Source organism: Rhizobium sp. HT1-10, from assembly GCF_049472505.1.
GTDB lineage: Bacteria > Pseudomonadota > Alphaproteobacteria > Rhizobiales > Rhizobiaceae > Rhizobium.
In genome coordinates this window covers 393,643-418,041 of record NZ_JBCEBQ010000002.1, presented here as the reverse complement: position 1 = coordinate 418,041, position 24,399 = coordinate 393,643, and the positions used below count along the sequence as shown (strand labels likewise).

Sequence of the window (24,399 nt, the reverse complement as noted above, 5' to 3'; positions counted from 1 at the left end):
TGTGCGCAGGTGGCCCCGCCTATCGCGTCAAGACCTCTGCAATCAATGCGTAATCGCCATCACCAGCCAGTCGCTTTCGCCGATCGCCGCCAGCATTGCATGGGCATCGGCAAGCGCGCCGCTGTCCGCCAGCAATCGCCAAGCTGCCATAGCACTCTCATCGCTGCCATCAGGAGGACCGACGACCAGCCGGTCGATGCGGGCTTTCATCGCCTGTGCCGCCTGGCCCGTCGTCCAGCCGCCGGTGTGACGAAAGCCGCCCTGTTCTATGGGTCGCACCGAGCTCACATAACTCTGCAACATCGCCTCGATCGGCCGCCCGTGCACGAGCAGGGCAATGTCTGCCACGGACCAGCCGAGTTGCGGCAAGTGCGTCTCGAGCAGGTAGTGGTTGGTGTCCGCGCTGGCGCTGAGATTGGGCACTTCGGCCATTCCATCGGCGAGGACGGCAAGCGCCGCCAGGCCCGGACTGACGAAATCCGGCTGCATCCAGGAGGTGGCTGAGCCTTCAGGATCGAACAGGAAGGCACGATGAACTTCTTCTCTCTCCGCCAGCTTCGCATAGCCATCAAGCGAGATCGCTGAGAGTCGGGCTAGATCACCAGATTCCCAGGCGGCGAAAACACAAGCAACTTCTGCTTCGAAGTCCGCCGTGAACGGTCGTCGAAAGGCGTGGTGCAAAACGGCCATGTCACTTCTCCTTCAAAAACCGCCGGACTGGTCCCCGGCGGAGTTATCGAAGTTAGTAAATGATCTTCTGTATCAGCAGCTCATCAAGCGTGACAAATGCCGAGGGTGCCGTTGACAACAGTAACATGGGCGCCCGGTGTCAATGCCAGGATATGAAAGCCCGCCGCGGCGACACGGCTTGCGGCATTGTTTGAAGCTGCGGCCGTCATCTGCGCCTTTGCGATGCTCCAGTGATTGGCCGGATTGTTGTCGAAATCGATTGTCCAGAGGAAGGGCTGCGCTTGGTCAGCTGGGTTGGCTACAAATCCGAGACCCAGCACGCCCACCGTATCGGTGGCGCCAGGGATCGGCGCGGGACCGGTGGCCGAGAGGTCGACCTTGACAAAGCATTGTGCCGCCGGCATGGCGACCAGCGCTGCCGGATCATTGGCAAAGTGGAAGAACGACAATGTCGGGGCGTGGCCACCAACTCCGAAGTTGGCGGCGTTCCATACCACAGCACCGTTGCCTGGATTAGCGGCAACGCGGCGGTAGACGTCGTAGGCATTTGCGTGGCTTGCAAGACCAAGGGCGGTCGCCAGAGCGAACACGACGGCAAGAAAGCGCAGATGGAGTTTATACGTTTTCACGACTGATTTTCCTTTTCACAACAGAGGTTGATCGCTCGTCGCACCATGCGGGGAGCGTTGCCCGGCGAGGTCGTCGCTGGAGCGTTTGGGAGTTGCGGAGACGGTGTCGCCGCCAGTTTACGGGGCATGCGGAGCGCGTTCGGTGCGCGCCGGGTCCGAGTGGGTGACAAAACGCAACCCGCTCATCGGATGCCTGGCCGCGCGCGTGCTTGCCGCACACTCGGGACCAGTGCATCTCCAGTCACTTGTTCTGACTGGCGAAGGGGGACGGCGGCAATCGGGCCGCCGTCCTCAGGATCAATCGACGACGATCACGTTGTTCAGGCCGAGGGTGGCCGTGCGTGACGTCAGCGCGCCGCCATAGGTGACTTCGACGGCCGAGGTGATGTCCTCGATGTCCATGACGTCGCCTGTCCGGTAGTTGCCGAAGATCACCCAGTAGTTCGGGTGCGGCGTGAACACCGCCGTCATGTTCGGTGCGGCCTGAACCGCGAAGGTTCCGGAGCCGGCCATTCCGACGCCGACGGATGTGCGGCCCGGCGCGACATTGGGCAGTTGCTGGATCGTCAACGAACCGAGCGCACCGGTGCTGCCGGGATTTGCGAAGGTCGTTGCACCGAAGCTGTCCTTGGTCAGCTGGACAATATTCTGCCCGTTCGGATCGGCCGGCCGACTCTGGTTCGCCGCGAAGTTGATACCCGCCTGCAGCACGCCGGTTTCCGACCAGACGAAGCTGTAGTCGAGGCCCCAGGTGAAGGTAACCGTGCTGGAGATGGCCGTCGGGCGGGCAAACCAGGCCAACGAGAAGACATTGCCGGGGACTGTCATCGGTGGCGGCTTCTGGAAGATCGCAAAGCTGCCGGACATCTGCGAATTGTTGACGCAAGTCAGTGAGTAAGAGGTCATTGGAGTAGCCTTTCGTTTCGGTGCATCCCCCGGATCAAAGGGGACCGGCACCGCCCGGGAGAGGACGCGGTGCAGGTCCGTCCTCGCCGCTCCCATGGCAGGGCGCTTGGGAGCGGCGAGGGAATGCCCGGCTCGGTTGGCGGAGGCCGGGCAAACGGGTAATCAGCCAATCTGGACGATGAGATTGTCGGCGTTGACTTCGATGCTGGCGCCGGCCGTAGGCTCGGCGCTCGAGGCTATCGGCGTGAAGGTGATGAGTTGCGGAGCGCCGACATCCGAGAAATCGCCGGCGGGAAACTGGAAGGCGGTGCCGAACACCACGGTGGCCACGGGAGAAAGATCCGGCGTCAGCGTCAAGTTCGCCTGACTGCCCGCCCGCCCGACGAGAATGGCGCCGGGTCCGACCACCATTCCAATGCATGTATCGACGGGCACTGCCGGCGCAAACGTCAGGACGATGCTATCCGCCGGCCCACCGGACACGGCTGTGAATGTGAAAGCTCCATTCGCCCAGTCGAGGGTGACTGTATCGCCGAGCGCCACCGGTTCTCTCGGCGCATCGGCGAGCTTGGAGCCGGCAGCCAGGGCAAACAAAGCGAGCGCGCCGCTCCCGCCCTGCCACGTCATAGCGGTAGCGTTGCCTTGGGAGATGCCATCGGACACCAGCGCCAGCAGCGTCTGGACACTCGCCAGTGGATTCGTGAGCGCCGGCGGGTATACGTTGAAATAGCCATCACCGAGGGTGCTGGATTGATTGCTCGCAGCCAGCTGAAAGGTCGTGGCGGCGCTGGCAGGCGCTTGGATAGCGGCTGGATCATATTCGCTGGATGGTGTCGCAGTCGACATGGGCGCATCTCCTCGCCTTGGGTTCACAAGATTTCGTTGCAGTAACAATGGCTTCGTTGGGGTCGATAGTAGCGATGCGGTGCCGAATGTCCTTGGACAGGCGTCCCGAAAACCTGGACGGCCGTCCCAATCGACAGACGGCGGATCACTGAACTCCGAGGGTGAGCAGCCACTCGGCAAAAGACGTGCCGGAGCCAGGAAAATTGGCGGCCGCAGCCTGGCTGCGCTTGTCCCGCGCCGCCGTCCGCGCCTCCCGAGGCGATTGTCCATAGGCCTGCCGGAACAGGCGGCTGAAATGCGCCTCGTCGGAAAAGCCGACATCGAAGGCGATGTCTCCGATCCTGAGACCGGCGCGACGGGGATCGGTCAGGGCCTGGAGCGAGCGGCGCAGCCGGCGCCGGCGGATATAGCGGTCGACACCGCCGCTCGCCTCGAACTGCCGATAAAGCTGGCTCCGGGAAATGCCGACCTCGCGCGCCAGCCGTGCCGATGTCAGATCCGTCCGATTGAGATTGTCTTCGATGTGGCGGCGCAGCCGGCGGCCGAGACCGCCCTTCGCCGCCACCGCGATCACCGCGCCAGACGGCGTAGCGAGCAGACAGCCGAGAAGTTCGGGAAAATAGGCGCCGAGCGCACCGGCCTAGCCGGCATCGAAATATTGCGACGCCTTGAAGAGCCCATCGATCACGCCGCGCAGCAGGATACCCATCGCCGTCTCCTTCTTCAGGACGCGCCACGGCATGGAGCCCGTCGAGGCGACGGCGCTGGGCAGTGCCGTGCGCGGCACGATCACGTGCAGCGCATCCGCCGCCGACATCGCAAAGACAAGCGGTGTAGTAAGGTCGACGATGGTGATATCCCCGGGCGAATGGCCCGCGCTGGGCTGCCCGCCGCAATGCGGCCACTCAGCAGGCACGAGATGACGAGATGATCGACGTCGTCCCTCTCGACCAGCCGCGCGCTACGCGAAAACCGAGCACCGCCCGCAAAACTCCTGCAGAGGAGAAACGTACCAAGATGCCGGACGGTCAGGCTGGCTTGAAAATCATTGCCTGTGGAAAAATGCACGCCGTCAAACAGAACATCGAGGCAGGCGCGCCAGGCATCGACGGGATCATCGACACCAGAGGTTAAAAGACGCAGCTCGGGGACCGCACCGGGCGTAACGGCGACCGCCTCCGACTGCGTTGATATTTCCACGGGATCGTCCCAAGGCAGAATCAGATAGGATGAAAATCCTAGTCTATTTCTATCTTGAATAGCACCATATAAGTATACAACCGCCGGTGTGAGGAGGTATCCCAACCCACAATGCGCCGTTCACCGTGAATATTGACGGGAGAGCTGAGGAAAGCGCGCGTGTCGATAAACTTCACGGCAAGGAAGGAGTTAGGATTTCGATCCTGCTTTTGCAGTCAACGAGGAGCGGGCTATCTGGTGGAACCGCCACGCTTCGCACCGCTGGCGCTCGACATCATTTTGGCGGGACATACCCACGGGAGTTGCCGAATCTGGTCGTGGGTTGAAACTCTTTAGCCACCGACTTCGTACCCGGTTGCTTGGCACCACAAGTTGCGGAGAGATTTTTTGCGTACCGGAATTATTCTTCTGAGCCTATCGACCATCATGTGCTGGGCCCTGGCCTTCTATCTCGTCTACCGCACCCATTGAGACATGCTGGCGGACGGCACGCCGCCTCAGACTGGCGCGCGGTCTGGCTATTTTTCCACCAGCTTCAGCGCCTTGTCGAACACCTTCAGCACCTGCCGCAGTTCATGCCCACGCTTCAGGATCATGCCGTTGGTGTTGATGACGGAATAGGCGCCCTGCTTGGCAGCAAGCTTCGGATCCTTCTCGATGCGAAAGAGCGGAAGTTCGCCCGAGCGTTTGAAGACCGAGAAAATCGCCTTGTCGCGGGTATGGTCGATGGCGTAGTCGCGCCACTCGTTTTCGCCGACCATGCGGCCGTAGATCCACAGAATGGCGTCAAGCTCGCGGCGATGGAAGGTCACCGGCAAGGTGTCCTTGCTCTGCTTGTATTGGCTGATATCGACGACGACGGAACTGTTGTTCTCGACGCCATGGCCTTCGCCGCGCCTTAAATCCGGCTGATCAGTCATTAATTCCTCGAAGCCTCCGCTCGTGACAGCAGGATGACAGTGTCGCCCCGCCGCTGCAAAAATGCAAGACGGCGGAGTTCTTGATCTGTCTGTCTTGACGACAAGCCTCGCTGCGCCAGTTCTATTGCTATTCCTGGTCGCGTTGCCAGGAATCCCCGGCGGGCAGGTTCGGCATCCCCCCTCAAGCCTTGAATCGCCTGCCGGGCTGGCCGCCTTGGACTTGGCATATAACTGCCTAGTCGTCCGCGCCGAGGGTCATGGCCGTTGCACCAATGATCGCCGCCGGGTCTCCCGCCGGCGTCGAGGACTGCAGCAGAACCGCGAGCCCCTTGCGGCCAGCCTTTTCCATGACGTTGGCAGGCAGCGTCAGGTGCATTGGCTTGCCCTCCCACATGCCAACCGTCTCGACGTCCGAAACGCTGTGCATATAGGCGATCTGCTGACCGACATTGTCGCCCTTGGTTACGTCGACGCGCTGCTGTCTATCAAAATAGGCGACGACGACATTGGCTTTGCCCTGACCCGCCGCGATATCGATTTCCAGCTCGTCGCCCTTCATGGCCGCACTGACCGGGACGACCAGCCCCTGCCCGGCCCGGGAAAGATCGTCGAGCTTGACGTTGATGGCGCCGAGATCCGCTCCGTTCAGGTGATCCCGCCCATTGAGGACGGCCTGCGGCGTGTAGACGCTGCTTCGCCCGAGGGTGCGCGCATAGCTGTACTGGCGATCGGTGTTTTCCTTCGACGCCATGGTGTCGTTCCAGCCGAGGTAATTCCAATAATCGACGTGATAGGCGAGCGCGACGACGTCGCCCTGGGCGATCAGCCGCTGCAAGGCGGCATCGGCGGGAGGACAGGAAGCGCAGCCCTGCGAGGTGAACAGCTCGACGACGCCCTTCAGCTTACCAAGCTGCTGCGCATGCGCCGACCCGGCAAGGGCAACGCCAGCCAGCAGGGGGATCAAGAGCCGAAGGGACATGGCAGAACACCTCATTTCAGACCTTGATTGTCAAAATCCGTGGCCGGCATCAAGCCTGACAAACCTGAAACAAGAGATAATGGCTCGCAACCTCGCAGCAAAGTCACGAACGGGTGAGACAGCGCCGCAACGACACGCGGCAATACACATCAGCGTGAAACGACAACGCCGCCGGAGATCGCTCTCCGGCGGCGTTATGGATCGACAGGAATGCGATCAGGCGGCGAGGTCGCGCAGAACGGTCTGCAGGATGCCGCCATTGTTGAGGTAGACCACCTCGTCGAGCGTATCGACGCGGCTGATCAGCGGCACGTTCTTCACCGTGCCGTCGCCGTAGGTGATGACGGCGGTCTTCTTTTCGCGCGGCTTGATGTTCTCGAGACCTTCGATGGTGACGGTCTCGTCGCCCTTCAATTCGAGCGAGGCCCAGGTCGTGCCTTCTTCGAAGACGAAGGGGATGACGCCCATGCCGACCAGGTTCGAGCGGTGGATGCGCTCGAAGGACTGGGCGATGACGGCCTTGACGCCGAGCAGGTTGGTGCCCTTGGCAGCCCAGTCACGCGACGAGCCGTTGCCGTATTCGACGCCGGCGAAGATGACCAGCGGCACGCCTTCGGCCTTGTACTGCATGGCCGCGTCGTAGATAGATTCCTCTTCCTTGGACGGGTAGTGGATGGTGTAGCCACCTTCCTTGCCGTTCGGGCCGAGCATGTGGTTGCGGATGCGGATGTTGGCGAACGTGCCGCGCATCATCACTTCATGGTTGCCACGCCGCGTGCCGTACTGGTTGAAGTCGGCAACGCCGACATGGTGTTCCAGGAGATACGCGCCGGCAGGCGACGCCGCCTTGATCGAACCGGCCGGAGAGATGTGGTCGGTGGTGATCTTGTCGCCGAACAGGCCGAGAACGCGGGCACCCTTGATATCGGAGATGCCGGCGCCGCTCTTGCCCATGCCGACGAAGTAGGGCGGGTTCTGCACATAGGTCGAATTGTCGTCCCAGGCATAGGTCTGGCCCGGAGGAACCTGCACGGCCTGCCAGTTGACATCGCCCTTGAACACGTCGGCGTACTTGGTTTCGTAGAGTTCGCGGGTGACGTATTTCAGGATGAATTCCTGGATTTCATGCGAGGTTGGCCAGATGTCCTTGAGGAACACCGGGCTACCGTTCTTGTCGGTGCCGAGAGGCTCGTTGGTCAGGTCGATCTGTACCGAACCGGCAAGCGCGTAGGCGACGACCAGCGGCGGCGAGGCGAGATAGTTCGCCTGGACGTCGGGCGACACGCGGCCTTCGAAATTGCGGTTGCCGGAGAGAACGCCGGCGGCAATCAGGCCCTTGTCGTTGATGGTCTTGGAGATCGGCGCCGGCAGCGGGCCGGAATTGCCGATGCAGGTGGTGCAGCCAAAGCCGACCAGGTTGAAGCCGAGCTGGTCGAGATCGGTCTGTAGGCCGGACTTTGCCAGATATTCGGCAACGACCTGGCTACCTGGTGCGAGAGAGGTCTTCACCCACGGCTTGGACGTCAGGCCCTTGGCAACGGCATTGCGCGCCAACAGGCCGGCAGCGATCAGCACCGACGGGTTGGACGTGTTGGTGCAGGAGGTGATGGCGGCGATCGCCACGTCGCCGTGACCGAGGTCATAGTCCGTGCCTTCGACAGGGTAGCGCATGCCGAGCTGGCCTGGCTTCTTGTAGTCGGCTTCAAGCGCTGCGGCAAAGCCGGCGGCGATGCCTTCGAGCGGAACGCGGCCTTCCGGACGCTTCGGGCCGGCCATGGCGGGCACGACGTCGCCGAGGTCCAGTTCCAGCGTGTCGGTGAAGACCAGCTCGGAGCCGTCATTGTCGCGCCACATGCCTTGCGCCTTGGAATAGGCTTCGACCAGCGCGATCCGGTCGGTGGTGCGGCCGGACATGGTGAGGTAGTTGATGGTTTCGCCGTCGACCGGGAAGAAGCCGCAGGTGGCGCCGTATTCCGGACCCATGTTGCCGATGGTGGCGCGGTCGGCAAGCGACATGCTGTCGAGACCGACGCCGAAGAATTCGACGAACTTGGACACGACGCCCTTCTTGCGCAGCATCTGCACGACCATCAGCACGAGGTCGGTTGCCGTGCAGCCTTCCTTGAGCTTGCCGGTCAGCTTGAAGCCGATGACCTCTGGCAGGAGCATGGAAACCGGCTGGCCGAGCATGGCAGCCTCGGCTTCGATGCCGCCGACGCCCCAGCCGAGAACGCCGAGACCGTTGATCATCGTGGTGTGGCTATCGGTGCCGACGCAGGTGTCGGGGTAAGCCACCGTTTCCCCATCCTCTTCCTTCGTCCAGACGGTCTGGCCGAGATATTCGAGGTTCACCTGGTGACAGATACCGGTTCCCGGAGGAACGACGCGGAAATTCTTGAAGGCCTGCTGGCCCCACTTGAGGAAGCGGTAGCGTTCGCCGTTGCGCTCGTATTCGAGCTCGACGTTGCGGGCGAGCGCCGTCGGCGTGCCGAACTCGTCGACGATGACGGAGTGGTCGATGACCAGGTCGACCGGAACCAGCGGGTTGATCTTCTCCGGATCGCCACCGAGAGCGACCATGGCATCGCGCATGGCGGCCAGATCGACGACGGCGGGAACGCCGGTGAAGTCCTGCATCAGCACGCGGGCCGGACGGTAGGCGATCTCGCTTTCAGCGGTCCCCTTGTCGGAGAGCCAGGCGGCGACGCTTTCGATGTCCTTCTTGACAACCGAGCGGCCGTCTTCGTTGCGCAGCAGGTTTTCCAGCACGACCTTCATGGAATAGGGCAGCTTGGAAATACCGGAAAGGCCGTTTGCCTCAGCCTTGGGCAGGCTGTAGTAGACATATTCCTTTCCGTTCACGCTGAGCGTGGAACGGCAATTGAAACTATCGAGAGATTTAGACACGAGAGACCCCGTTCTGATAGCCAACACAGTCGTGCGGGACGCCTATGCACGTAATGCACATCAGGATGCGGGTACGGCCATTTCCGCTGTCCGCACGTGAGATTGCTTTGAAAACAACCGCAAGTTCGGCGCTAGGATGAAGTTCACGCCGACCGCTGGCGCGTTGCAGGTCTTATAGATAATTTCTAAAAAACTTGCCATAGCAGACAAGCGCAAAATCGGACAATTTTTTGCGTCTGCTTCGTGCCAACAGGGAAGGCCTTCACCCATGCATCTGAGTGCCGAAAAGCTGGCTGCCAGGCGGGGCGAAGACCTGATTTTCGTTAACATTTCCTTTCACTTGAGCGCCGGCGAGGCGCTGATCCTGACCGGCCGCAATGGCTCAGGCAAATCGACCCTGCTGCGGGTCGTCGCCGGCCTTCTGGCCGCAGATAAGGGACGGACGATCTTCGTCGACGAAAAGGGCAGTGCCGAGCGCCCGGTGCGGGAAATCAGCCACTATTTCGGCCACCGCAACGCGATGAAAAGCGAGCTTTCCGTGGCCGAAAACCTCACCTTCTGGCGGGCCTTCCTCGGCGATGCCGACGACGGCACAAGCCCCGGCCACTCCCCTGGACTGCCCGTCGAGGACGCCGCCGACGCCGTCGGTCTTGCCGGCATCCTGCACCTGCCGTTCGGCTATCTCTCGGCCGGCCAGCAGCGCCGCCTCGCCTTTGCCAAGCTGCTCGTCGCCCATCGCCCGGTCTGGATCCTCGACGAGCCCACCGCCGCCCTCGACGCCAGCGCCGACCTCCTGTTTGCCGACCTCATCACCGCCCACCAGCAACGCGGCGGCATCGTCCTCGCCGCCACCCACCAGCCTCTCGGGCTCAACAATGCCCGCGATCTGGCAATGACCGGATTTGCCGGGGTGGATGAGGGAGTGTGGGGTTGATGGTCTTGAGTTTGCGGCAGCCTACCCCCCTCTGTCACTGCGTGACATCTCCCCCACAAGGGGGGAGATCATTCTTTTTCCTTGCCAACCTCGCACGCGATCGCAGGTCCTTGCTTGTCAAAAGCAGCCACGACCGCCCAATCTCCCCCCTTGTGGGGGAGATGTCACCGAAGGTGACAGAGGGGGGTGACCCTCCTCACGACAGAAGCCTCGGCAACTCTCCGGACACGCGCAACTTGCCCACCGACGGAGCCCACCCATGATCGCCCTCTTCCTGCGCGACCTAAAACTCTCCGTACGCTCCGGCGGCGGCGCGCTGATCGGCGTGCTGTTCTTCCTCACCGTCGTCGCGGTCATCCCCTTCGGCGTCGGGCCGGACCTGAAGCTGCTGGCCCGGATCGGCCCGGCCATCGTCTGGATCGGCGCGTTGCTGTCGGCGCTGCTCGGCCTCGACCGGCTGTTCCAGGCCGAGCGCGACGATGGTTCGCTCGATCTGCTCCTGATGCAGGAGACGCCGCTCGTGCTGACCGTGCTCGTCAAATGCGCCGCCCACTGGACGGCGACAGGCCTGCCGCTGGTGATCGCTTCGCCGCTGCTGGGCCTGTTCATGAACATGAACGAGACGGCAATCGGTGCCACCATGCTGACATTGCTGGTGGGCACGCCGGCCATCACGCTGATCGGCGCGGTCGGCGCAGCCGTCGCCGTCGCCCTGCCGCGCGGCGGGCTGCTGGTGTCGATCCTGATCCTGCCGCTGGCAATCCCGGTGCTGATCTTCGGCGTTTCCGCCACCTATGCGGCGGTCGAGGGGCCGGCGCCGTTCCTGCCGCCCTTCCTGATCCTCATCGCCCTGACGCTGTTCTTTGCGGTCCTCGGACCCGTCGCAGCCGTGCTGGCACTCAGAAACACGACGGATTGATTGCCGTGCCATCGGCCTATGAATTGCAGCCTTCACAATATCGCGCTAAGGACAATCGATGAGCGACGTCAGCCCTGCCCTCCGGTTTTCCGATCTGGCCAATCCGACCCGGTTTCTGGCGCTGGCGAGCCGTGTCATTCCCTGGCTTGCGGCGATCACAGCGCTCCTCTTTGCTATCGGCCTCTATCTCTCCTTCTCGACCGATGCCGACTACCAGCAGGGCGATACCGTGCGCATCATGTACATCCATGTGCCGGCCGCCTGGCTGTCGATGATGTGCTACACGGTGATGAGCCTTGCTGCCGTCGGCACGCTGGTCTGGCGCCATCCGCTGGCCGACGTCGCCGCCAAGGCCGCAGCCCCGCTCGGCGCCGCCTTCACGCTGCTGGCGCTGGTCACCGGCTCGCTTTGGGGCAAGCCGATGTGGGGCACCTACTGGGTCTGGGACGCGCGGCTGACCTCGGTCTTCATCCTGTTCCTGATGTATCTCGGCCTGATCGCGCTCAGCCGCGCCATCGACGATCCCTCGCGCGGTGCGCGGGTGACGGCGGTGCTGATCCTCGTCGGCTTCGTCAACATCCCGATCATCAAGTTCTCCGTCGAATGGTGGAACACGCTGCACCAGCCGGCAAGCATCATGCGGCTGGACGGGCCGACCATCGCGCCGGAATTTCTCTGGCCGCTGTTCGTGATGGCGCTCGCCTTCACGCTGCTGTTCTTCACGCTGCACCTGATGGCGATCCGCAACGAAATCTGGCGCCGCCGCATCGCCGCCCAGCGCCGCCTTGCCGCCCGCATGGCAAGCCGCGAGGGTTGAGACGATGGATCACGCCTTCTACGTCTACGGATCCTACGGCTTCGCCGCGTTTGTCGTCCTTGCCCTCGTCGGCTGGACATGGGCCGACGGCCGCCTGCGCCTGCGCGAACTGGCAGCCCTCGAAGCCTCCGGCATCCGCCGCCGGTCGCAGCCCAAGCCGGAAGCGACCGCACCATGACCGAAAACATCAACGAGGATACCACCCCGCCGCGACGCGGCATCGGCCGCTTTGCCTTTGCCCTGCTGCCGCTCGCGGTCTTCGGGATCATCGCCGGCACAGCCGGCAAGATGCTCTACGACCAGGATTTTCACGGCAAGGACATCGCCGCCATTCCCTCGGCGCTGATTGGGGAAAAGGCGCCCTCGCTGGCGCTGCCGCCGCTTGAAGGCGCCAACGTACCGGCCCTCACGGATGAGGCGATCAAGGGCAAGCTGACGCTGGTCAACGTCTTTGCCTCCTGGTGCATTCCTTGCCGCGAGGAGCATCCGCTCCTGAAGCAGCTGGCCGCCGACAGCAGGCTCAACATCGTCGCCATCAACTACAAGGACCAGCCCGCCAACGCGCTGCGCTTCCTCGAGGAACTCGGCAATCCCTTCAAGGCGATCGGTGTCGATCCGAAGGGGGCAGCGGCCATCGACTGGGGCGTCTACGGCGTCCCCGAATCCTACCTGGTCGCCCCTGATGGCACCATCCTCTACAAACGCGTCGGCCCCTTCGACGCACTCAGCCTGAAGGAAGGGCTTTATCCAGCGATCGACAAGGTATTGGGCAAGCCGGGATCGTAACCTCGATACGCCCGCCGTCGTTCATTAACCTCGCGCGGCGGGCCACCAGTCGCACCTGAACCACTAGCCACAGCGTTAGCCGCCACCCTCTCCTCCCTCATCCCTGTGCTTGTCACAGGGATCCAGTGCGCCGCGTCTGCGGCGCGGGGGGACATGACTCTGCAAGGGCATCATTCACCGCGCAGACGCGCGGTGGCTGGATTCCTGTGACAAGCACAGGAATGAGGGAGAGTGGGGGTGGCGCTTCTTCGTTCAACAGACCTACAGCGCTGCCTGCCAAACTTACAGCGCTGCCCCGACACACCTATATCGCTGCCTGCAAAGCCAGAACGCTGCCAGACCTACAGCGCCGCCTGCCAGGTCTTCACCGCCTCGACCGGCCAGACCAGCATCAGCACGTTCAAAGTGAGGTTGTCGCGGATCAGCCAGCCTGTCAGGAGCTCGAAGAAGATGGCGATGGCAATGGTGAGCCACACCGGCGCGCGCCAGGCGAAGAGGAAGCCGACGACCATGAACACCGTGTCCATCGCGGAATTCAGGATGCTGTCGCCGACATAGGCGAGCGACATCGTCGTCGTCCGATAGCGGTCGATAATGATGGGCGAGTTCTCGAGGATCTCCCAGCCGGTTTCGATCAGCATGGCGACGAACAGCCGGAGCGACAGAGGCTTGGCGCGCAGAATGAGGTGCGTCAGACCGAAAAACAGGAAGCCGTGAATGATGTGCGACGGCGTGTACCAGTCGGCGATATGCTGCGAATTGCCGCTGGAATTGACACCAGGCTCGAACAATTTGACATAGCCGCAGGTGCAGATGGCAACCCGGCCCATGAAGTGCTCGGCAACGACCTGCACCAGCAGCACGGCGAGGCAGGCGACGAACCATGCCGTGTGGCGGTTTGCCCGGTGCGTCTCTTCGACGACCGTCATTTCTCGGCATCCGCGGCAGCGGGCGGCTGCACGGTGTGCTTCATGATCAATGGCATCTGCGAGAGCGTGAAGAGGATGGTGATCGGCATCGTGCCCCAGACCTTGAAGGCGACCCAGAAATCGTCGGAGAAGTTGCGCCAGATCACTTCGTTGAGGACGGCGAGGAACAGGAAGAAGATGCCCCAGCGCACGGTCAGCTTGCGCCAGCCCTCGGCATCGAGCTGGAAGGCGGCGTTGAACACATAGCCGAGCAGCGACTTGCCGAAGAACAGCCCGCCGAGAAGGGCGCAGCCGAACAGCGCGTTTATGATCGTCGGCTTCATCTTGATGAAGGTCTCGTCCTGCAGGTAGATCGACAGCGTGCCGAACACCAGCACAACGATGCCGGAGACGAAGGGCATGATCGGCAGATGGCCGAGCACGAATTTCGAGACGACGAGCGACAGGATGGTGGCCGCCATGAACAGCCCGGTGGCAACGAACAGCGGTCCGCCCAGTGTGGAGAGCGCTGGGAACTGCGTCACCAGCCAGGGGCCGCGCAAATTGGCAAAGAAGAACACCATCAGCGGCCCGATCTCGAGCGCCATCTTCAACATCGGATTCTGACGATCCGCTGTGCTCGGTGTTACGTCGTTGTCGCTGCTCGTCATTATCCGTCCTGACCTGGTCCAAATTCCGTTGCGCCATGATCGGCGTCGATGGCTTATCTATGGCGGGCAAGGCGCTTGCGCCGCCAGCCGGCCCTATCCGTCAATCCCGGCGATCGCCTGGGCGAACTCCTCGGCCTCGAACGGCTCCAGATCGTCCACCCCTTCGCCGACGCCGATGAAATAGACCGGCAGCTTGTGCTTGGCCGAGATGGCGACAAGAATGCCGCCGCGGGCCGTGCCGTCAAGCTTGGTCATGATAAGACCGTTAACGCCGGCAACATTGCGGAAGATCTCGACCTGGTTGAGGGCGTTCTGGCCGGTGGTGGCATCGAGCGTCTGCAGCACGGTATGGGGCGCCTCGGGATCGAGCTTGCCGAGCACGCGGACGATCTTTTCCAGCTCGTCCATCAGCTCCTTCTTGTTCTGCAGCCGGCCAGCGGTGTCGATGATGAGCACGTCGGTGCCGTTGGCCTTTGCCTGCTGGAAGGCTTCGTAAGCGAGCCCGGACGCATCGGCGCCGATCTTGGTGCCGACAAAGGTCGACTTCGTCCGGTCGGCCCAGATCTTCAGCTGCTCGATGGCCGCAGCGCGAAACGTGTCGCCCGCCGCCACCATCACCTTCAGGCCGGAGCCCGACAGTTTGGAGGCCAGCTTGCCGATCGTCGTGGTCTTGCCGGTGCCGTTGACGCCGACGACGAGGATGACATGCGGCTTGTGGCTGAGGTCGAGTTGCAAGGGCTTGGCCACCGGCTTCAGCACCTTGACGATCTCGGCCGCCATGATGCGGCTGACATCCTGGCCGGACACATCCTTGCCGTAGCGCTCGGAGGCCAGCGTATCGGTGATGCGCAGCGCGGTCTCGACGCCGAGGTCGGCCTGGATCAACAGATCCTCGAGATCCTGCAGCGTCTGGTCGTCCAGCTTGCGCTTGGTGAACAGCGCGGTGATCTGCCCGGTCAACTGCGAAGACGTGCGCGACAAGCCGGCGCGCAGGCGCTCGAACCAGGTGGTCTTCGGGGCTTCCGGCACGGGCGCGACGATGGCCGGGCCGGTGGAAAAACCCTTGGGGAGGATGGGAGGGGACGGGATGGTCGGCTGCGGGGCCAGATCGCCCCCCTCTGTCAGCTTCGCTGACATCTCCCCCACGAGGGGGGAGATTGGGGATGCGGCAGCCTCTTCGGGCACCACTCCCTTCGCTGGGGAGGCGAGGCTATCAACGATTGTCGTCGGAGCCGCGTCATCCTCCGGCTGATCTCCCCCCTTGTGGGGGAGATGTCCCGCAGGGACAGAGGGGGGTGTCGCCCCACCCTCGGGAATCTCAGCCTCGGCTTCCAGCAACGCCAAAGGCGTGACGCCGAGATCGTTGAGCGCCATGACATCGGGCAGGATCGGCGGCGTTTCATCCTCGCCATCGCCCACGATCCCATCGGCCACAGGCCCGCCGGCCGTCTCCATCTCCGCTGCGAGAACGGGATCGGCCGCCACAGGCAGATGTTCCTCGCGACTTTTCGGCTCCAGCTCGGACGTGACAGCCTTGTCCTCGACCGGCACCTCCGGGACATCGTTGAAGCCCGGCTGGTCGTGACGGAAGGTGAAGACTTTCTTGATGAATCCGAGCGCCATGGAATTTCCGTCAGTCAGGCCGCTTGCGCGGGGTCAAGTTGCATGTCGAGACGCTTGCCGTCGTGGCCGGTAATGACGGCTGCGACCAGCGCGCGGGGCGCAAGGCCAGGTGCCGCGACAAGCGTGAAGTTTTCCGTATGCGCCATGCCGTTGTTTTCGACAAGCAGCCATTGCGTCGTGCCGACCATGGCATCGAGATGGGATTGCTGCAGCCGAAGTCCAGTGGCCCTCAGCCGCGCCGCTCGCTCCTTGACCACACCCCGGTCGAGCTGCGGCATGCGCGCTGCCGGCGTTTCGGGTCGCGGACTGTAGGGAAAGACGTGCAGATGGGCGATGCCGGCCTCTTCCGCCATGCTCACGGCATTGTCGAACATCGCCTCCGTCTCCGTGGGGAACCCGGCGATCATGTCGGCACCGAGGCTGATGTCGGGCCTGAGCGAGCGCACTTGCGCGCAGAAAGCCAGCGCATCCGCCCGCGAGTGGCGTCGCTTCATTCTTTTCAGGATCATGTCGTCGCCATGCTGCAGAGACAGGTGCAGATGCGGCATGAAGCGCGGCTCGTCGGCAATCAGGTCGAGCAGATGCCGGTCGGCCTCGATGCTGTCGATCGACGACAGCCGCAGCCGGCGGATTTCGGGCACCTGGCGGAGCAGGGTCTTGGCGAGCATGCCGAGCGACGGCTGGCCCGGCAGGTCGCCACCATAGCTCGTGGCATCGACGCCTGTCAGCACGATCTCGACATAGCCCGAGGCCGCCAGCTGCCGCGCCTGCGCGACGACCGCTCCCATCGGCACCGAGCGGGAATTGCCGCGGCCATAGGGGATGATGCAGAAGGTGCAGCGATGGTCGCAGCCGTTCTGCACCTGGATGAAGGCGCGCACATGCCCGTCGATATGTTTGACCATCTGCGGCGCCGTGTGGCGGACGCTCATGATGTCGTTGACCCGCAGCTTTTCCTCCGCCGAGACGCCGAAATCAGGCAGCGCCCGGTAGCTGTCGCGCGTCAGCTTCTCCTCGTTGCCGAGCACCATGTCGACCTCGGGCATGGCGGCAAAGGTCTGTTTCTCGGTCTGGGCGGCACAGCCTGACACGATGATGCGGGCATGCGGATTGTCGCGGCGCGCCCGACGGATGGCCTGGCGCGCCTGGCGCACCGCCTCGCCGGTCACAGCACAAGTGTTCACCAAGATGGCGTTGTTGAGCCCGGCCTTCTCGGCCTCGCCGCGCATGACCTCGGATTCGTAGGTATTGAGCCGGCAGCCGAAGGTGATGACCTCGACGCCGCTCACCGCGCCAGGACCTCTGCCTGCTGTTCGTCGCGCGTAAAGACGCCCGTCACCGGATCGAGTCGGCCGGACCATTCCCAAACGGCAGGACCCGTCATGACGACGTGGTCGTCGCCGCGCCACTCAATCTGGAGCGTGCCGCGCGGCACGCTGCTCGCCACATCGATCTCGACGGTGCGAGCGGTACGGCCGGTGCGGGCGGCGGACACGCCGGCGGCACAGGCGGCCGAGCCGCAGGCGAGCGTCAGCCCGGCGCCGCGCTCCCAGGTGCGGGTGATCATCGACGACGGCGAGGTGACCTGCGCCAGCGTAATATTCGCCTTTTCCGGGAACATCGGATGGTTTTCGAGCATCGGCCCGAAGCGGGCAAGATCGTAGGACATCACATCGCGCTCGACCCAGAAGATCGCGTGCGGATTGCCCATCGACACGACGGACGGCGAATGCAGGATCGGCGCCTCGATCGGCCCGATCTGCAGTTCGATGCGGCTGGTGTCGAAGAACTCTTCCGACAGCGGGATCCTGTCCCAGGCGAATTGCGGCTTGCCCATATCGACCGAGATCGTCCCGTCGTCGTGCTCGACGGCATTCAGGATGCCGGCGACCGTCTGGAAGGTGAACGACTTGCGGCCGGTCTCCGACGACAGCGCCTGGACGACGCAGCGCGTGCCGTTGCCGCAGGCCTGCGCCTTGGTGCCATCGCAGTTGAGGATATCGATGAAGGCATCCGTGCCCGATGCCTTGGGATCGTGGATCGCCATGATCTGGTCGAAGGCGGTGGCAGGGTCGGCATTCAGCGCGATCGCCGCCTCGGGCGTCACCTTGTCCTTGCGACCGCGCATGTCGACGACCAGGATCTTGTTGCCAAGCCCGTTCATCCGCGCGAATTCGACCGTGTTGCTCATCAGACCGTTCCGTTGTTCTCGGCTGTATATGGCGGAAACTGCCGGGAATTACCAGTCTGGGTGGACCTCATGGCGGCAAACCAGCCAAAGGCGATGATGACGGGCGATACGGGCAAGCCTGCAAGGGCGAGCGGCAGTGTCAGAAGCGGCAACAGGCACACGATAAACAGAGGCACGAGACCAAGAAGACCGTTCCGACGATTGAGAGCGCCCGTTTCGACCGCCGAAACGACGGCAAGCGCCGCGACCGCAGCCAGCGCGCAGAAATCGTAGATCAGCGAATAGGGCGAGATCATGAAGGTGGCAAAGACCGTTGCCGTGGCGCGGGCTTGTAGACCGTCTGTCCGTCGCAGGCAGATGAGGTAGGCAACGAAAGACAGGAGCGCGACCGGAAGGTGCGCGAGAAGCGCCGTATCAGGAGCGACCGACAGCGCCCGGAGCGATCCGTAGACCGAAGGCATCATATGCGTGAAGATGCCGGTGAGGTGCAGCATCACATCGCCCTGGTAGGGAAGGTTGACTGTGAAATAGCCGACCCAGGCTTGCGGCCCCCAAATGAGGGTTGCCAGGCCGATCATCATCGATGCCGTGGCCGTGGCCGAAAGTATGACAGCCCAACGGCGCTCGAAGATCAGCAGGACCGGCAGCAGAAAGCCGAGCTGCGGCTTGATGGTCAGCATGCCGAGGGCGATGCCGGCAAGCACCGGCCGGCTCTGGCGCAGCGTCAGCCCATAGACAAAGAGGCCGGAGATCAGAAACCCGTTCTGGATGAATACGACATTGCCGAGAATGGCCGGAAGCAGCAGAAGGAGCAGCAGCATCCTTGATCCCCCGGCCGACAGCAAAACGGCGTGGAGATAGATGCAAAGCGTCAGGGCCAGGAAGACGGCCGCCGCCGGCAGGTAGCCGAAAAGCCCGAACGGCATGATGAAGAAGAGATAATGCGGCGGGTAGCTCCAGTTGTGCCATCCGATGTCCGGCCCGGCAAATTCGCGCAACGCCGCGAAATAGGTCTGCTGCCCACTGAAGAGCTCCATCGCCCTGCCGCCCAGGATCAGCTTCGATCCCACCCAGTAATTGGTAAAGTCCATTTTCTCGAGCCTGTGCTCGAGATCGACCGACGGATTTGCATAAAGAACGTATGCCGCGATCAGCAGCAGCAAAGGCAAGGCAAGCCACGCGATGGCAGACAGCCGCCGTGGTCGTGCTAGACGTCTGGCAAGGGCAGCTTTCAGCATCGACGGCCTCGACTTGAATTATGCTGCAGTTCTTACCGCAAAGACGTAAAAAATTGCCCGCCTTCCGATCTGTGCCCAAGATCGAAAACCGGGAAGCCCCAGTTCATGCCGATCCTGCGCCCAGGCGTTGCAACCAGCCTGGTGCGATGCGTGACCCGCCGTCAGACACAGACATTCACTCCCATGGGCAAGCAGCTGCCCGAGCATCAATCGTCGGCAACATCTGCCTTGTCCAGCAGATCCGGCCGACGCTTCCGGGTTAGCTGCAGGGACTGCTCGGCCTGCCACTTGGCAATGGCGGCATGGTTGCCCGAGGTGAGGATCGCCGGAATGTCGCGGCCTTCCCATTGCTGGGGGCGCGTATAGTGCGGATGCTCCAGCATACCGTTCTCAAAGCTCTCATGGGTGCCTGAGAGATCGTTGCCCATGACACCAGGCAGGATGCGGACGATGGCATCGAGCAGCACAAGTGCTGCCGGCTCGCCACCGGAGAGTATGTAATCGCCGATCGAGACTTCCTCGAGATGGCGGGCATCGATCACCCGCTGGTCGACGCCCTCGAAACGGCCGCAGACGATGACGACGCCCGGGCCATCCGCCAGTTCGCGGACGCGAGCCTGCGTCAAGGGCTTGCCGCGCGGGCTCATCAGCAGGCGGGGACGGCCGTCGTCGGTGCCGGCCTCGTCGATGGCACGGGCGAGCACGTCGGGCTTCAGCACCATGCCGGCGCCGCCGCCGGCGGGCGTGTCGTCGACGGTGCGGTGGCGGTCGGTGGAAAAATCGCGGATCTGCAGCGTGTCGAGCGACCATTGGCCGCGCGCCGCTGCCTTGCCGGCGAGCGACGTGCCGAGATGGCCGGGAAACATTTCCGGATAGAGCGTCAGGATGGTCGCCCGAAACGTCATCGGGCCTACTTCTTCGGGCGGTCGGATTTCGGCGGCTGGCCGATATCGGTCGGATCGTCGATCAGGCCGGCGGCCATCGGGTCGATCAGCACCTTGCCGTTCTCGAGGTCGATTTCCAGCACGGCCGCTTCGGAAAACGGGATCAGCACCGGCCGCTTGCCCGGCCCCTTCAGCTCCAGCAGATCCCCGGCGCCGAAATCGTAGACGCCGCTGACGACGCCATAACCGACACCCTGGGCATCGACGGCCTCGAGGCCCTCGAGATCGGCGTAGAAGAACTCGTCGTCTTCGAGCTCGTCGTCCGGCAGGTTGTCGCGCTCGACGAAAAGCTCCAGGCCGTTCAGTGCCTCGGCAGCATCGCGGTCGTTGATGCCGCGGAAGCGAATAATGACGATATTCTTGCTGGGGCGGATATCCAGCACCTCGAACACACGGCCGTCGGCAGCATGCAAATTGCCGTATTCGCCGAGCGCCATCGGATCGGAGGTATAGGATTTGGCCCGCACCTCGCCGCGCAGCCCCTGCGCGCCGCCAAGCGTGGCCATCAGGATAGGGTTTTCGAGTTTCGCCATGACTATGCCGCAGACTGTGAGGGTGAACATCGTTCTTTTCATAGAGGAACCGGGAACGATGGCAAATAAAAAGCGGGCGGCATGTTGCCATGCCACCCGCTCAAGGATTGCCGGTGAAGGCTTATTCGGCGGCAGCCGTTTCGGCAGCGGCGGCGAGGTCAGCGGCCTTCTGGGCGCGTTCAGCGATACGCTCTTCGGCCTTCTTGCCTGGCTTTGCCTTTTCAGGGTTGCTGCGCGGGTCGCGCTTGGCAACGCCGGCTTCCGAGAGGAAGCGCAGGACGCGGTCGGTCGGCTGGGCGCCCTGTTCGATCCAATGCTGGATGCGGGCCGTGTCGAGTTCGACGCGCTTGGCATCGTCCTTGGCAAGCATCGGGTTCCACGAGCCGACCTTTTCCAGGAAGCGGCCGTCGCGTGGCGAACGGGCGTCGGCGATGACGACGTGGTAGTAAGGACGCTTCTTGGAGCCACCGCGGGCGAGACGAATTTTCAGTGCCATTGTATCATACTCCTTCAGAGTGTTGTCCGGACGCCTTGGCGGGCGGCCTTGGTCTTTCAGTCTTTGACGATCACGCCTTGAATTCGGCGGCGATCTGTTCGTGGTGCCGGATGACTTCGGTAATGACGAAGTTCAAGAACTTCTCGGCGAAATCCGGGTCCAGATTGGCATCCTTGGCGAGCCGCCGCAGACGTTCGATCTGGTATTCCTCGCGCGCCGGATCGGCCGGCGGCAAATTGTACTTGGCCTTGAGAACGCCGACGGCCTTGGTGCAGCTGAAGCGTTCGGCCAGCATGTGGACCAGCGCCGCGTCGATGTTGTCGATCGACTGGCGGTAGCCGGCAAGCTGGGATTTGACGTCGATATCAGTCATGCGGGCACTCCCTCACTTCTTCTTCGGCAGGCCGGGCAGGCCTGGAAAACCGCCGCCGAGGCCCGGCAGCTTCGGACCGCCGAGACCCGGCAGTCCGCCCATGCCACCAAGTCCGGGCATGGCGCCCGGACGACCGAGACCGGCGGCTTCCGCCTGCTTCTGCAGGGCTTCCAGCTGCTTCGGATCGAGGCTCGACAGATCGGGCATGCCGCCCATTCCGCCCATTCCGCCCATGCCACCAAGACCCATCTTGCCGGCCAGCCCGCCCATCATCTGCTTCATCATGCCGCCCTTGCCCTTGCCGCCCATGGCTTTCATCATGTCGGCCATCTGGCGGTGCATCTTCAGGAGCTTGTTGATGGCGGCGGAATCGGTGCCGGAGCCGGCGGCGATGCGCTTCTTGCGGGAATGCTTGAGGATATCGGGATTGGCGCGCTCGGCCTTGGTCATCGACTGGATGATGGCGATCTGGCGGCCGAACAATTTGTCGTCGAGGCCGGCAGCGGCCATCTTGTCCTTCATGCCGGACATGCCGGGCATCATGCCCATGATGCCGCCCATGCCGCCCATCTTCTGCATCTGACGCAGCTGGTCGGCGAGATCGTCGAGATCGAACTTGCCCTTGGCCATCTTGGCGGCCATGGCGGACGCCTTTTCGGCGTCGATATTCTCGGCGGCACGCTCGACGAGCGAAACGATGTCGCCCATGCCGAGGATGCGGTCTGCGATGCGGCGCGGATGGAATTCCTCCAGCTCGCTCATCTTTTCGCCCACACCGATCAGCTTGATCGGCTTGCCGGTGACGGCGCGCATCGAAAGCGCCGCACCGCCGCGGCCATCGCCGTCCATGCGGGTGAGGACGAGGCCGGTGATGCCGACGCGTTCGTCGAAATTGCGGGCGAGGTTGACGGCGTCCTGACCGGTCAGGGAGTCAGCGACCAGCAGGATTTCATGCGGGTTCGACTTGCGCTTGATCTCGGCCATCTCGACCATCAGCGGCTCGTCGATATGGGTGCGGCCGGCGGTGTCGAGGATGACGACGTCGTGGCCACCGAGGCGGGCAGCCTGGACAGCACGCGCCGCGATATCGGTCGGCGACTGGCCGGCGATAACGGGCAGCACGTCGATCGAGGCCTGCACACCCAGCTGGCGCAGCTGCTCCTGGGCTGCCGGGCGGCGCGTGTCGAGCGATGCCATCAGCACCTTCTTGCGGTCGCGCGTCGTCAGCCGGTGGGCGATCTTGGCTGAGGTCGTGGTCTTGCCCGAGCCCTGCAGGCCGACCATCATGATGACGACGGGGGCCGGCGCATTGAGGTCGACGCCGACGCTGTCGGCGCCCAGCATCTCGATCAGCTCGTCATGGACGATCTTGACGACCATCTGGCCGGGCTTGATCGACTTCAGGACTTCGGCGCCGACGGCCTTCTCGCGGACGCGGTCGGTAAAGCCGCGCACGACATCGAGCGCCACGTCGGCTTCGAGCAGGGCACGACGAACCTCGCGGAGCGCCGCGGCAACATCGGCTTCCGACAAAGCGCCACGGCCGGTCAGTCCATTCAGAATGGAGCCAAGGCGGTCCTGGAGGTTTTCAAACATCTGCTCTTCCTTCTCGCTTCCAGATCATCTGCCGCGCATGCCTGATGGCCTGCCCGTCGCCCGCCGGAAACGTTGTTCTTTTCCTTGACGAAAACAAGACGCAAAGCCAAAAAGCACCCGAGGGCGCATCGCGCTGTCGGGTGTTGACCTCCGGGATCCACATCCCTTTCGGGGGTCCCGGTCGGCGGCTAGGAGGCTTGAGCTCGTCGCAGATGGGCGCGGTAAACAGCAATTGGCCGGGAAAGTCAAGATCGGTGGGGAAATTGGCCGGATGCCCTGTCCCTATGAAACGCAGTTCTACTGCTTAAAGCAATTTTCGCGGTGCCAGTTCAGAAACTGTGGGTGTGGTCTCTGCAGTACCTGACGCGGCACCAAGGCGCGACCACTCTTGTTGATGAAGGCGCGCACGGCATCTTGGTCGTTCGCCTGCCGGGACACCAAGACTTCGAACTCATCCGTCAGGCTTATCAGTCCCCGGTCAAACATCCAGTGAGCCGTGCCGGAAAGGGCGATGCCGTTGGTAACGCTGTCCGGGCCGTTGGCCTCGACGGGTCGGATATGGGCCGCTTCCACTTCCGCTCGCCCGCCGCCATTGATCAATCTCAATCCGGTTATCGCGCATCGTTCGTCGTAGGCGCGCAACACAATTCGCCGGAAAACGCGGTCGCGGACGATCCGCGAATTTACATAGCTTATTCGATCGCGTTGCTGTTCGAAATCGAAAGGCGCTTGGTCTTCTGCAAATCCGGTCGAATTGAAGGCGTCGTCAACACGTGGCAGCAATGGGTCGCTGTCACTGAAGCCCAAGGCCAGGATACGGTTGAAGTCGCTAGCCGAAATTGGTCGAACGGCCGATTGTGCTCTGCCGGAGATCTTGCCCAATGCGTTCAGCAAGCCGAGTTCGACCACTCCCTCAAGCCTGCGGAATGGAACGGGATCGGCGAAATCCAGATAGGTCCCCGGCTCAATCAACGCGAGGTACATGTCCGACGTCTCCGGATCGCGAACGATCTGCTGAACCTTTGCGATGGCAAAGTACCCCCGCGATTCGGAGACTTTCACAGGCGAATAGTATATAATCCAGCTGCCTAGGCACGCTTCAACGCGACCGAGATACTGGCTAGGGAACCGATAATGCTCGGCCGGCCGGTCTTTGTATATTGAATCTGCACGGTGGATGAAAACGCCGAAAGCCATGCGCAATCCATAACATGGCGTTCGGCAATAGATAGATCGAATGCGGTTGCAAACGCTGCTTGACGGCCGCGTATCCATCCCCACCTTAGGGCGACA

General features: G+C 62.9%; 27 protein-coding genes. 6 read left to right on the top strand and 21 right to left on the bottom strand.

Annotated features, from left to right (window positions below):
* Nucleotides 1-42: 42 nt before the first annotated feature.
* From VH564_RS07020 to VH564_RS06995, 6 genes are all read right to left on the bottom strand, one after another.
* Nucleotides 43-690 (bottom strand): hypothetical protein, encoded by a 648-nt coding sequence (locus VH564_RS07020; RefSeq protein WP_423339086.1) that lies wholly within the window; start codon nucleotides 688-690, stop codon nucleotides 43-45.
* Nucleotides 691-773: 83 nt separating this feature from the next.
* Nucleotides 774-1,319: a hypothetical protein gene (locus VH564_RS07015; RefSeq protein WP_423339085.1), complete on the bottom strand. Its 546-nt coding sequence runs from the start codon at nucleotides 1,317-1,319 to the stop codon at nucleotides 774-776.
* A 297-nt stretch (nucleotides 1,320-1,616) separates the two neighbouring features.
* Nucleotides 1,617-2,225, bottom strand: a complete 609-nt coding sequence (locus tag VH564_RS07010; RefSeq protein WP_423339084.1) for a protein rhiA — start codon at nucleotides 2,223-2,225, stop codon at nucleotides 1,617-1,619.
* Nucleotides 2,226-2,387: 162 nt separating this feature from the next.
* The gene (locus tag VH564_RS07005) at nucleotides 2,388-3,071 is read right to left on the bottom strand and encodes a hypothetical protein (RefSeq protein ID WP_423339083.1); all 684 of its coding nucleotides are present in this window, start codon (nucleotides 3,069-3,071) and stop codon (nucleotides 2,388-2,390) included.
* Nucleotides 3,072-3,216: 145 nt separating this feature from the next.
* Nucleotides 3,217-3,636: a helix-turn-helix domain-containing protein gene (locus tag VH564_RS07000; RefSeq protein WP_423339082.1), complete on the bottom strand. Its 420-nt coding sequence runs from the start codon at nucleotides 3,634-3,636 to the stop codon at nucleotides 3,217-3,219.
* 75 nt (nucleotides 3,637-3,711) lie between these two features.
* Nucleotides 3,712-3,987, bottom strand: a complete 276-nt coding sequence (locus VH564_RS06995) for a hypothetical protein (RefSeq protein WP_423339081.1) — start codon at nucleotides 3,985-3,987, stop codon at nucleotides 3,712-3,714.
* Between the two features lie 11 nt (nucleotides 3,988-3,998).
* Between VH564_RS06995 and VH564_RS06990 the strand changes: the two genes are divergently transcribed.
* On the top strand, nucleotides 3,999-4,205 hold the full coding sequence (locus VH564_RS06990) for a hypothetical protein (protein WP_423339080.1): 207 nt from the start codon (nucleotides 3,999-4,001) through the stop codon (nucleotides 4,203-4,205).
* Nucleotides 4,206-4,789: 584 nt separating this feature from the next.
* On the opposite strand, the gene VH564_RS06985 is transcribed toward VH564_RS06990, so the two are convergent.
* The 3 genes from VH564_RS06985 to acnA all read right to left on the bottom strand — a co-directional run bounded on the left by VH564_RS06985 (nucleotide 4,790) and on the right by acnA (nucleotide 9,077).
* On the bottom strand, nucleotides 4,790-5,191 hold the full coding sequence (locus tag VH564_RS06985; RefSeq protein ID WP_423339079.1) for a DUF2794 domain-containing protein: 402 nt from the start codon (nucleotides 5,189-5,191) through the stop codon (nucleotides 4,790-4,792).
* 235 nt (nucleotides 5,192-5,426) lie between these two features.
* Nucleotides 5,427-6,170 (bottom strand): DUF1223 domain-containing protein, encoded by a 744-nt coding sequence (locus tag VH564_RS06980; protein ID WP_423339078.1) that lies wholly within the window; start codon nucleotides 6,168-6,170, stop codon nucleotides 5,427-5,429.
* Nucleotides 6,171-6,386: 216 nt separating this feature from the next.
* Nucleotides 6,387-9,077, bottom strand: a complete 2,691-nt coding sequence (acnA, locus tag VH564_RS06975; protein WP_423339077.1) for an aconitate hydratase AcnA — start codon at nucleotides 9,075-9,077, stop codon at nucleotides 6,387-6,389.
* A gap of 268 nt (nucleotides 9,078-9,345) precedes the next feature.
* Between acnA and ccmA the strand changes: the two genes are divergently transcribed.
* The 5 genes from ccmA to VH564_RS06950 all read left to right on the top strand — a co-directional run bounded on the left by ccmA (nucleotide 9,346) and on the right by VH564_RS06950 (nucleotide 12,533).
* Nucleotides 9,346-10,011 (top strand): heme ABC exporter ATP-binding protein CcmA, encoded by a 666-nt coding sequence (gene ccmA, locus VH564_RS06970; RefSeq protein WP_423339076.1) that lies wholly within the window; start codon nucleotides 9,346-9,348, stop codon nucleotides 10,009-10,011.
* Between the two features lie 259 nt (nucleotides 10,012-10,270).
* A complete protein-coding gene (ccmB, locus tag VH564_RS06965) occupies nucleotides 10,271-10,930 on the top strand; it encodes a heme exporter protein CcmB (protein ID WP_423339075.1) in 660 nt (219 codons plus the stop codon).
* 58 nt (nucleotides 10,931-10,988) lie between these two features.
* Nucleotides 10,989-11,747, top strand: a complete 759-nt coding sequence (locus VH564_RS06960; RefSeq protein WP_423339074.1) for a heme ABC transporter permease — start codon at nucleotides 10,989-10,991, stop codon at nucleotides 11,745-11,747.
* 4 nt (nucleotides 11,748-11,751) lie between these two features.
* Nucleotides 11,752-11,925: a heme exporter protein CcmD gene (ccmD, locus tag VH564_RS06955; RefSeq protein ID WP_423339073.1), complete on the top strand. Its 174-nt coding sequence runs from the start codon at nucleotides 11,752-11,754 to the stop codon at nucleotides 11,923-11,925.
* On the top strand, nucleotides 11,922-12,533 hold the full coding sequence (locus VH564_RS06950; RefSeq protein WP_423339072.1) for a DsbE family thiol:disulfide interchange protein: 612 nt from the start codon (nucleotides 11,922-11,924) through the stop codon (nucleotides 12,531-12,533). The genes ccmD and VH564_RS06950 overlap by 4 nt, the downstream gene beginning before the upstream one ends.
* Nucleotides 12,534-12,874: 341 nt before the next feature.
* On the opposite strand, the gene VH564_RS06945 is transcribed toward VH564_RS06950, so the two are convergent.
* The 12 genes from VH564_RS06945 to VH564_RS06890 form a co-directional block, all read right to left on the bottom strand.
* Complete coding sequence (locus VH564_RS06945) at nucleotides 12,875-13,462, bottom strand: DUF2585 domain-containing protein (RefSeq protein WP_423339071.1); 588 nt, start codon at nucleotides 13,460-13,462, stop codon at nucleotides 12,875-12,877.
* Nucleotides 13,459-14,112 (bottom strand): septation protein A, encoded by a 654-nt coding sequence (locus tag VH564_RS06940; protein ID WP_423339070.1) that lies wholly within the window; start codon nucleotides 14,110-14,112, stop codon nucleotides 13,459-13,461. Before VH564_RS06940 ends, VH564_RS06945 begins: the two co-directional genes overlap by 4 nt.
* Nucleotides 14,113-14,205: 93 nt before the next feature.
* Complete coding sequence (gene ftsY, locus VH564_RS06935) at nucleotides 14,206-15,735, bottom strand: signal recognition particle-docking protein FtsY (RefSeq protein WP_423339069.1); 1,530 nt, start codon at nucleotides 15,733-15,735, stop codon at nucleotides 14,206-14,208.
* 14 nt (nucleotides 15,736-15,749) lie between these two features.
* A complete protein-coding gene (gene mtaB, locus VH564_RS06930; RefSeq protein ID WP_423339068.1) occupies nucleotides 15,750-17,024 on the bottom strand; it encodes a tRNA (N(6)-L-threonylcarbamoyladenosine(37)-C(2))-methylthiotransferase MtaB in 1,275 nt (424 codons plus the stop codon).
* Nucleotides 17,021-17,926, bottom strand: coding sequence for a diaminopimelate epimerase (gene dapF / locus VH564_RS06925; protein ID WP_423339067.1), 906 nt, complete (start codon nucleotides 17,924-17,926; stop codon nucleotides 17,021-17,023). Before dapF ends, mtaB begins: the two co-directional genes overlap by 4 nt.
* Entirely contained in the window at nucleotides 17,926-19,164 is a 1,239-nt protein-coding gene (locus VH564_RS06920; RefSeq protein ID WP_423339066.1) for a glycosyltransferase family 87 protein, read from the bottom strand. Before VH564_RS06920 ends, dapF begins: the two co-directional genes overlap by 1 nt.
* A 206-nt stretch (nucleotides 19,165-19,370) precedes the next feature.
* Complete coding sequence (gene trmD / locus VH564_RS06915; RefSeq protein ID WP_423339065.1) at nucleotides 19,371-20,069, bottom strand: tRNA (guanosine(37)-N1)-methyltransferase TrmD; 699 nt, start codon at nucleotides 20,067-20,069, stop codon at nucleotides 19,371-19,373.
* Nucleotides 20,070-20,074: 5 nt separating this feature from the next.
* On the bottom strand, nucleotides 20,075-20,641 hold the full coding sequence (rimM, locus tag VH564_RS06910; protein ID WP_423339401.1) for a ribosome maturation factor RimM: 567 nt from the start codon (nucleotides 20,639-20,641) through the stop codon (nucleotides 20,075-20,077).
* A gap of 121 nt (nucleotides 20,642-20,762) precedes the next feature.
* Nucleotides 20,763-21,137 carry a 30S ribosomal protein S16 gene (gene rpsP, locus VH564_RS06905; protein ID WP_423339064.1) on the bottom strand — a complete coding sequence of 125 codons (375 nt, stop codon included), beginning with the start codon at nucleotides 21,135-21,137 and terminating at the stop codon, nucleotides 20,763-20,765.
* A 70-nt stretch (nucleotides 21,138-21,207) separates the two neighbouring features.
* Complete coding sequence (locus VH564_RS06900) at nucleotides 21,208-21,510, bottom strand: chorismate mutase (RefSeq protein ID WP_423339063.1); 303 nt, start codon at nucleotides 21,508-21,510, stop codon at nucleotides 21,208-21,210.
* Between the two features lie 12 nt (nucleotides 21,511-21,522).
* Nucleotides 21,523-23,106, bottom strand: coding sequence for a signal recognition particle protein (ffh, locus tag VH564_RS06895; protein ID WP_423339062.1), 1,584 nt, complete (start codon nucleotides 23,104-23,106; stop codon nucleotides 21,523-21,525).
* 297 nt (nucleotides 23,107-23,403) lie between these two features.
* Nucleotides 23,404-24,303, bottom strand: a complete 900-nt coding sequence (locus VH564_RS06890; protein WP_423339061.1) for an HNH endonuclease — start codon at nucleotides 24,301-24,303, stop codon at nucleotides 23,404-23,406.
* Nucleotides 24,304-24,399: the final 96 nt, after the last annotated feature.

What these genes read in the sequence shown, in the direction of transcription:
- dapF (WP_423339067.1), bottom strand. Translation starts at nt 17,926, where the DNA reads ATGAGCAACACGGTCGAATTCGCGCGGATGAACGGGCTTGGCAACAAG.
- VH564_RS06980 (WP_423339078.1), bottom strand. Translation starts at nt 6,170, where the DNA reads ATGTCCCTTCGGCTCTTGATCCCCCTGCTGGCTGGCGTTGCCCTTGCC.
- VH564_RS06890 (WP_423339061.1), bottom strand. Translation starts at nt 24,303, where the DNA reads ATGGCTTTCGGCGTTTTCATCCACCGTGCAGATTCAATATACAAAGAC.
- rimM (WP_423339401.1), bottom strand. Translation starts at nt 20,641, where the DNA reads ATGGCGAAACTCGAAAACCCTATCCTGATGGCCACGCTTGGCGGCGCG.
- trmD (WP_423339065.1), bottom strand. Translation starts at nt 20,069, where the DNA reads ATGACGTTTCGGGCGACCATCCTGACGCTCTATCCGGAAATGTTTCCC.
- VH564_RS07005 (WP_423339083.1), bottom strand. Translation starts at nt 3,071, where the DNA reads ATGTCGACTGCGACACCATCCAGCGAATATGATCCAGCCGCTATCCAA.
- VH564_RS06985 (WP_423339079.1), bottom strand. Translation starts at nt 5,191, where the DNA reads ATGACTGATCAGCCGGATTTAAGGCGCGGCGAAGGCCATGGCGTCGAG.
- ccmB (WP_423339075.1), top strand. Translation starts at nt 10,271, where the DNA reads ATGATCGCCCTCTTCCTGCGCGACCTAAAACTCTCCGTACGCTCCGGC.
- ffh (WP_423339062.1), bottom strand. Translation starts at nt 23,106, where the DNA reads ATGTTTGAAAACCTCCAGGACCGCCTTGGCTCCATTCTGAATGGACTG.
- VH564_RS07010 (WP_423339084.1), bottom strand. Translation starts at nt 2,225, where the DNA reads ATGACCTCTTACTCACTGACTTGCGTCAACAATTCGCAGATGTCCGGC.
- VH564_RS06990 (WP_423339080.1), top strand. Translation starts at nt 3,999, where the DNA reads ATGATCGACGTCGTCCCTCTCGACCAGCCGCGCGCTACGCGAAAACCG.
- ftsY (WP_423339069.1), bottom strand. Translation starts at nt 15,735, where the DNA reads ATGGCGCTCGGATTCATCAAGAAAGTCTTCACCTTCCGTCACGACCAG.
- VH564_RS06900 (WP_423339063.1), bottom strand. Translation starts at nt 21,510, where the DNA reads ATGACTGATATCGACGTCAAATCCCAGCTTGCCGGCTACCGCCAGTCG.
- VH564_RS06960 (WP_423339074.1), top strand. Translation starts at nt 10,989, where the DNA reads ATGAGCGACGTCAGCCCTGCCCTCCGGTTTTCCGATCTGGCCAATCCG.
- ccmA (WP_423339076.1), top strand. Translation starts at nt 9,346, where the DNA reads ATGCATCTGAGTGCCGAAAAGCTGGCTGCCAGGCGGGGCGAAGACCTG.
- ccmD (WP_423339073.1), top strand. Translation starts at nt 11,752, where the DNA reads ATGGATCACGCCTTCTACGTCTACGGATCCTACGGCTTCGCCGCGTTT.
- VH564_RS06945 (WP_423339071.1), bottom strand. Translation starts at nt 13,462, where the DNA reads ATGACGGTCGTCGAAGAGACGCACCGGGCAAACCGCCACACGGCATGG.
- VH564_RS07020 (WP_423339086.1), bottom strand. Translation starts at nt 690, where the DNA reads ATGGCCGTTTTGCACCACGCCTTTCGACGACCGTTCACGGCGGACTTC.
- VH564_RS06920 (WP_423339066.1), bottom strand. Translation starts at nt 19,164, where the DNA reads ATGCTGAAAGCTGCCCTTGCCAGACGTCTAGCACGACCACGGCGGCTG.
- VH564_RS06940 (WP_423339070.1), bottom strand. Translation starts at nt 14,112, where the DNA reads ATGACGAGCAGCGACAACGACGTAACACCGAGCACAGCGGATCGTCAG.
- VH564_RS06950 (WP_423339072.1), top strand. Translation starts at nt 11,922, where the DNA reads ATGACCGAAAACATCAACGAGGATACCACCCCGCCGCGACGCGGCATC.
- rpsP (WP_423339064.1), bottom strand. Translation starts at nt 21,137, where the DNA reads ATGGCACTGAAAATTCGTCTCGCCCGCGGTGGCTCCAAGAAGCGTCCT.